This window comes from Neisseria sp. HMSC069H12 (assembly GCF_001812735.1).
Classification (GTDB): Bacteria; Pseudomonadota; Gammaproteobacteria; order Burkholderiales; family Neisseriaceae; genus Neisseria; species Neisseria subflava.
This window is the reverse complement of record NZ_KV810302.1, coordinates 74,026-80,140: the sequence shown is the minus strand read 5'-3', so window position 1 is coordinate 80,140 and position 6,115 is coordinate 74,026. Positions and strand designations below refer to the sequence as shown.

The 6,115-nt window shown below is 47.7% G+C and carries 4 protein-coding genes and 2 tRNA genes; 1 reads left to right on the top strand and 5 read right to left on the bottom strand.

Translation table 11 applies throughout. From position 1 onward, the window contains the following. Positions 1-64: 64 nt before the first annotated feature. From HMPREF2872_RS10295 to ccoG, 5 genes are all read right to left on the bottom strand, one after another. A tRNA-Gly gene (locus HMPREF2872_RS10295) sits at positions 65-140 on the bottom strand. 24 nt (positions 141-164) lie between these two features. Then, a tRNA-Gly gene (locus tag HMPREF2872_RS10290) sits at positions 165-240 on the bottom strand. Positions 241-334: 94 nt separating this feature from the next. Next, positions 335-895 carry a CDP-diacylglycerol--glycerol-3-phosphate 3-phosphatidyltransferase gene (pgsA, locus tag HMPREF2872_RS10285; protein WP_036472256.1) on the bottom strand — a complete coding sequence of 187 codons (561 nt, stop codon included), beginning with the start codon at positions 893-895 and terminating at the stop codon, positions 335-337. 675 nt (positions 896-1,570) lie between these two features. After that, complete coding sequence (locus HMPREF2872_RS10275; RefSeq protein ID WP_083311790.1) at positions 1,571-2,137, bottom strand: FixH family protein; 567 nt, start codon at positions 2,135-2,137, stop codon at positions 1,571-1,573. 5 nt (positions 2,138-2,142) lie between these two features. Next, on the bottom strand, positions 2,143-3,627 hold the full coding sequence (ccoG, locus tag HMPREF2872_RS10270; protein ID WP_070633404.1) for a cytochrome c oxidase accessory protein CcoG: 1,485 nt from the start codon (positions 3,625-3,627) through the stop codon (positions 2,143-2,145). 443 nt (positions 3,628-4,070) lie between these two features. Between ccoG and tkt the strand changes: the two genes are divergently transcribed. After that, the gene (tkt, locus tag HMPREF2872_RS10265; RefSeq protein ID WP_070633402.1) at positions 4,071-6,050 is read left to right on the top strand and encodes a transketolase; all 1,980 of its coding nucleotides are present in this window, start codon (positions 4,071-4,073) and stop codon (positions 6,048-6,050) included. Positions 6,051-6,115: the final 65 nt, after the last annotated feature.

Genomic DNA, 6,115 nt, shown 5'->3' with positions numbered 1-6,115 from the left:
GTTGCGCTCTACCAACTGAGCTATTCCCGCATATTGAAAAAGAACAATCAACAAGTAATCAAGATGGAGCGGGAAACGAGTCTCGAACTCGCGACCTCAACCTTGGCAAGGTTGCGCTCTACCAACTGAGCTATTCCCGCATTTGAGTGCATCTGAAATTAAACTGGAGCGGGAAACGAGTCTCGAACTCGCGACCTCAACCTTGGCAAGGTTGCGCTCTACCAACTGAGCTATTCCCGCTCTGATATTTGTTGCTTCGTATATCGAAGAAGACGCAATTATTATGGATTTAATCGTGTGCGTCAAGTGTTTTGTTTTTATTTTTTTAAAAATTTTATTTGAATTCTTTCCACGCCATTTTCAGGTAGTAGCACATAGACCAGATGGTTAATACGGATGCTATAAACATCAATATGTTACCAATGAGATAGAAAGGGTCGTTATATTTGTCCGTACCGATAAGCAAAAGGAAGATGGCAATCATTTGGGCAGTGGTTTTGAATTTGCCGATAGTAGCTACGGCGACGCTGCCGCGTTTGCCCATTTGTGCCATCCATTCGCGCAGGGCGGAAATGGTAATTTCTCGGCCGATAATAATCATGGCGAAGATGGCGTATGTTCTGCCAAGGCTGACGAGCAGGAGTAGGGCAACGGCAACCATGAGTTTGTCGGCAACGGGGTCAAGGAATGCGCCAAAGTCGGAGGTTTGTTTCCAGCGGCGTGCCAAAAAGCCGTCAAACCAGTCTGTAACAGCTGCGAGTGCAAAGATGATGGCGGCTGTCCAGTTGACGGTTTGTGGTTGAATCCATGTGTTCGGTAAGTAGAATAGGATGGTGAACACGGGGATTAATAGGACGCGCATCCAGGTAAGTAAAATAGGTATGTTCCAAGGCATAGTTTGGGACCTTTTGGACGATGTGTCGGATTGTCCATTATAGCTTATTTGCTCGCTGGGCTTTTTAGAGTGTTGTTTTTTTGTCGACAAGTAACGTGGGCATAGGATTTTGTTATGCGGGTTGTGAAGGAAGTCTGCTAAGGCCGTCTGAAAAATGGGTTGTTGAGGGGTGTAAATATTTTTGGGCAGGTAAGTGGCTGCAAAATAGTGAGCAACGAGGTCGGCTTGCTGCTCGATATTGAGTTGGTTGAAGTGAGGCAAAGGCATGGGATAGGCGTAAGCTGTGCGTTTCCTATATCCGCCTTTGAGCATAATGAATAAACCGGATAACCAAACTTTGTGACCGCGCTGGTGTTGCCAGACGTGTGTCAGTTCATGAATCAGCCAGATTTTGTAGGTGATGCCGGCTTGAGTGAAATCATCAGGGCAGTGTTTGCGTGGGAAATATATATTTCCATTGGGGGCGATAGCGGTATTGGGGTTGGGCAGGAGGGGGATGCCGCGATATATTTTTATGCGGTTGAAGTCTATGCCGTCGGCAAAAACCTGTTTTGCCATACGGACTTCGTTTTCGGTCAGTCTGCGCCAATTGGAAAAAATCATATTTTAAAGATGATAGAGGATATAAAGATTTTCAGGCCGTCTGAAAGGTTTCAGACGGCCTGAACATGGGATTTATTGTTCTTCTGAAGCGGCTTGTTTGCCGTTGTCGAACAATTTGTCCATAGGCGTCAGATTAACTGCGTTGCCTTGGCTGACTATCCATTTGTTTTCAACACGCCACACGCCTGAGGTATCTTCAACTCGCAAGTACCAATGGTTGGTTTGGTGGAGGGGTTTGAAGATGGCTTCGTATTCCATGCGGCCGTTTTGTGGTTCGGACGTTACGGCGCGCAGCTTGACGGTTTGGTCGTCAGCTTTGCGTGTCGGGTGCATCAGCAGCAGGTTTAATGGCTGTTTGGGATCGAATTGTCCACTGACGAATACTTTGGCTGCATTCATGTCCGGACTGATTAAAACCTGCACCTGAATCTGCCGTTTAACGGCTTCTTCATCGCGGTGAAGCTGGATTTCGATGTGTTTGCCGTCTTTATAGTAATCGTCGGAAACCAAGTCTGTCGTATGTTCTTTTGCGACGAAGAACATGGAAACGCTGGCGATAACGACAAAGATGGGACCTGCCATCAGCACCCAAGGCCAAATGTGTTTATACCAAGGCTTAGTGGGATTGGGTTGGGACACCGTTGTTATTCTCCAATAAAGGTTGCTTTTTCATTCAGGACAGTCGGTTCGGCATCAGCGGCATCGGTTTCACGATATGTGAAAGTAAATTCAATCGGCTGGCTGCCTTTTTCGGCGTACTCAGGGAGGGTGGATACTTGAACCGGAATAGTCACGGTTTCGCGTGGCGCAATTTTAATACCGTTTTCTGGTAAGCCGGTCAAGGCGATATCATCAAAACCTTTGACTGTTGCAGTAACGGTCTGTTCATGTTCACTCTTATTAATGATGCGCAGGTTGTAGGCATTTTCCAACCAGCCTTGGCTGTTTTCACGCACCATCACGCCGCGGTCTTTCAGAATATCCACTTCGATCATTTTACGGGTAGAAATGCCGGTTAAGAAAGCAATAATAACCACAAACAATACTGCACCATAACCTGCGACACGAGGGCGTTTCAGGCGTTTTTTGATGTCGCTTTCAGGGTATTCATGCTCCATTGCGCCTTCGGTAGTGTAACGGATCAGGCCGCGCGGATAACCCATTTTGTCCATGATTTCGTCACAAGCATCAACACAGGCTGCACAACCGATACATTGGTATTGCAGGCCGTCGCGGATGTCGATGCCGACGGGGCAGACTTGTACGCACATGGTGCAGTTGATACAGTCGCCCAAGCCGCTGTCTTCTTTGTTGGCGGTTTTTTTGCGTGCACCGCGAGGTTCGCCGCGTTCGGTATCGTAGGAAATAATCAGTGTGTCTTTATCAAACATCGCACTTTGGAAGCGTGCATACGGGCACATATGCAGACACACTTTTTCGCGCATGATGTGGGCAAAGAAGAAGGTCATGAATCCGTAAAACGCTGCGGCAAACATTGCACCGCCGCCTGCTGCTCCGGTGAATAAATCGGGAACAAACTGGCGGATAGGGACAAACCAGCCTGCAAAAGTGATACCTGTCCACGCACAGACAAGGAAAATCAGTAGGTATTTGGTGGCCTTAATGCGGATTTTAGTAAAGTTCCAAGGCGATTTTTCCAGTTTTAAACGTTTGTTGCGGTCGCCTTCAACTAAGTTGTCGATCCAAAGCATGATTTCGGTGTAAACCGTTTGCGGGCAAGAGTAGCCGCACCACAAACGACCGGCAATGGTTGTCCACCAAAACAGGCCGAAAGCACAGATCATTAACAGCAGGGCAAGATAAATTAAGTCGCCCATGCCCAGTGACAGGCCGAAAATGAAAAAATGACGGTCAGGGATATTAAATAAAACTGCCTGCCGGTTACTCCAGTTAAACCATGGAATTACGTAAAATACAAACTGGGTCGCCAATACGGCGGCGATACGAAGTTTGGCAAAGCGTCCTTCTGCTTTTTTTGGATGGATGCGTTCGCCTTCGGGATGAATTTGAATTACGCTGGATTTGGGTTTGGAAGGTTTGGGCGGAGTGGCTTTTGCCGTTTTTTCTGTTGAGGGTGTGGTGTTTTCAGCTTGGTTTTCTGGTGACATTTCAGTGTTCCTTGATGAAGTGCACACAAGCCTGTTGTCATGGTAGTAGTTTGATGTGAATATTTTCAGACGGCCTTTCGCGTGCATACAAATCATAACATTTGACTCTATTCAAAGCAAAAGAGGGACTTCGTCTTAACGATGGATTCCTTGTGGCCGTTTGATGTAGGGCCGTCTGAAAAGGGCAGTATTCAAAGGTTTACGAATCAGCCTGTATGCAAACTTATAGTGATTTGCTATTTACACGATAAAAATATATAAAGTACTGTTTCAAAACGAAATAACAGTTAATATCATCTATCCTGTCCGTTTCGGGCAACCGAGTGGAAATCATGCCATCTGACAATGCAAATATAAAAGGCTATTCTTGAAAGCACGGCTGATTCAGGCGATAATCGGCACACTTTTTCAAATTTCCAATCTTGTCCAAGGAAGGTCAAACCATGTCTCAACTGGCAAACGCAATCCGTTTCCTCTCAGTCGATGCCGTACAGAAAGCCAACTCCGGCCACCCGGGTGCGCCTATGGGTATGGCGGAAATGGCGGAAGTATTGTGGACGAAGTTCCTCAATCATAATCCGGCCAACCCGAAATTCTACAACCGCGACCGTTTTGTCCTCTCCAATGGTCATGCTTCCATGATTCTTTACAGCCTGTTGCACCTGACCGGCTACAACGTTTCCATTGATGATCTGAAAAATTTCCGCCAACTGCACAGCAAAACCCCCGGCCATCCGGAATATGGCTATACCGACGGCGTGGAAACCACGACCGGCCCATTGGGACAAGGTATTGCCAACGCTGTGGGCATGGCTTTAGCCGAAAAAATCTTGGCTGCCGAGTTCAATAAAGACGGTTTGAACATCGTTGACCATCACACCTACGTCTTCATGGGCGACGGTTGCATGATGGAAGGCGTATCGCATGAAGCCTGCTCGCTTGCCGGTACTTTGGGCTTGGGCAAACTGATTGTTTTATATGATGACAACAATATTTCCATCGATGGTAAAGTGGACGGTTGGTTTACCGAAAATATTCCGCAACGCTTTGAAAGCTACGGCTGGCATGTGATTCCAAATGTAAACGGTCATGATACTGATGCCATTCAGACGGCCATTGAAGCGGCCAAAGCCGAAACCGGCAAACCTTCCCTGATTTGCTGCAAAACCTTAATCGGTAAAGGCAGCGCCAACAAAGAAGGCAGCCATAAAACCCACGGTGCGCCTTTGGGTGTGGACGAGATCGAAGCCACGCGCAAACATTTGGGTTGGGCTTATCCTGCGTTTGAAATCCCTCAAGAAATCTATGCTGCATGGGATGCAAAAGAAAAAGGTGCGAAACTTGAGGCCGAATGGAACGAACTCTTTGCTCAATATCAAGCCAAATATCCTGCCGAAGCCGCAGAATTCGTGCGCCGCATGGATAAAAAACTGCCTGAAAACTTCGACGCTTACGTTCAAGCTGCATTGAAAGAAGTGTGTGTCAAAGCGGAAACCATCGCCACCCGTAAAGCCAGCCAAAACAGCATCGAAATCTTGGCAAAAGAGCTGCCTGAATTGGTGGGCGGTTCTGCTGACTTGACCCCGTCCAACCTGACTGACTGGTCAAACAGCGTTTCTGTTACCCGCGAACACGGCGGCAACTATATTCACTACGGCGTGCGTGAGTTCGGCATGGGCGCAATCATGAACGGTCTTACCCTGCATGGCGGTGTGAAACCATTTGGCGCGACTTTCCTGATGTTCAGCGAATACGAACGTAACGCCCTGCGCATGGCGGCACTGATGAAAATCAACCCTGTATTTGTGTTCACCCACGATTCTATCGGTTTGGGCGAAGACGGTCCAACCCATCAACCTATCGAGCAAACTGCCACTTTGCGCCTGATTCCAAATATGGACGTATGGCGTCCATGCGATACCGTTGAATCTTTGGTAGCGTGGTCTGAAGCCGTTAAAGCGGCTGATCATCCATCCAGCTTGATTTTCAGCCGTCAAAACTTGAAATTCCAAGCGCGTAATGAGCAACAGCTGAACGACGTCAAACGCGGTGCTTACGTGATCAGTGAAGCTCAAGGCAATGCGCAAGCTGTTGTAATCGCAACCGGTTCTGAAGTTGAATTGGCTCTGGAAGCACAAAAGGTATTGGCAGAACAAGGTATTGCCGTACGCGTCGTTTCCATGCCGTCCACCAACGTCTTCGACCGCCAAGACGCCGCCTATAAAGCCGCCGTCCTGCCCGAAGGCTTGCCACGCGTAGCCGTAGAAGCCGGACATGCTGACGGTTGGTATAAATACGTCGGTTTGAACGGTGCAGTGGTCGGTATCAACCGCTTCGGCGAGTCTGCACCTGCTGACTTGCTGTTTAAAGAATTCGGCTTTACCGTAGACAATGTGGTTGCCACTGTTAAATCCGTTTTGTAAATCAGATTTTTGATTGAGATAAAAAGGCCGTCTGAAATTTCAGACGGCCTTTTATTTTTTAACCG